Here is a 758-nt window from a genome sequence, read left to right as displayed (position 1 = left end):
TTATTACTCCTCTCAATAATGAATATGAATTTTATAGGTTTTTCCAATAACGGGGATGCATTTATTGCGATTCCGGCTGCCAGACTGTTCGATAGCAAACCCAGCATACAGACAGCTTTTTGCCGGTAAACTTATTTTGCATAATCACTTTAGCCGACCTCTCATAACACAACTGGCATATTACCCTGCCGCATTTTGGACACTTTTGAACGTTGCTATTTATTTCCCTCTGCCTCCTCCTCCGGTCCTGGTTCATCCACTCACCTCTATTTTGCTAGTTTCCAGCGGCCTTTACGTTGTTTATAAGCTTTTAAGATATACACCCGACCGCTCATCCTGATTTTTATTGGTACACCGTCAACCGCGTAAACAACTCGTACTACCGGCCGGTATTGATCACCTTCTGCTCTCGGCTTTGTTCGCATCCATAGCCACCCCCAAAATTCCGTAGCCCACAATATCCCTGTAAGGCGACTCGCCGAATGCATCTTTTGCTGTCGCTATTCTCATGAGCTTGTCGAATATTCGCACAATGCAAAGCGCATCCCGGTATTGCTCGGGCTTGATGCCGTCTGGGTACAAGAGTCTAAGGAAATCCCCACTCTTGGCAAATGAATCGCCATATGCAGCGTTTTTCTCAGCTACCAACTTCCCAACCTCACGCCCGATCCGCTCATATGTGGACACCGGCCAGTTGTAGCCTTCGGCGAGTTGATCTATGTTAGGCATCTTTATCCCCTCCCATATAGGGAAGCGAG

The 758-nt window shown here is 47.0% G+C and carries 1 protein-coding gene; it reads right to left on the bottom strand.

Annotated elements, in window-relative coordinates:
- Positions 1 to 396 precede the first annotated feature (396 nt).
- Positions 397 to 758, bottom strand: a 362-nt coding sequence (locus ABEV74_RS19075) for a hypothetical protein (protein ID WP_430148510.1), incomplete at its 5' end; no start/stop codon positions are given.

The sequence above is a fragment of the Paenibacillus cisolokensis genome, assembly GCF_050481165.1.
In the GTDB taxonomy this organism is placed as follows: domain Bacteria; phylum Bacillota; class Bacilli; order Paenibacillales; family Paenibacillaceae; genus Paenibacillus_AH; species Paenibacillus_AH cisolokensis.
The sequence above is the reverse complement of the archived record's forward strand: the minus strand, read 5'-3'. Positions and strand labels throughout refer to the sequence as shown.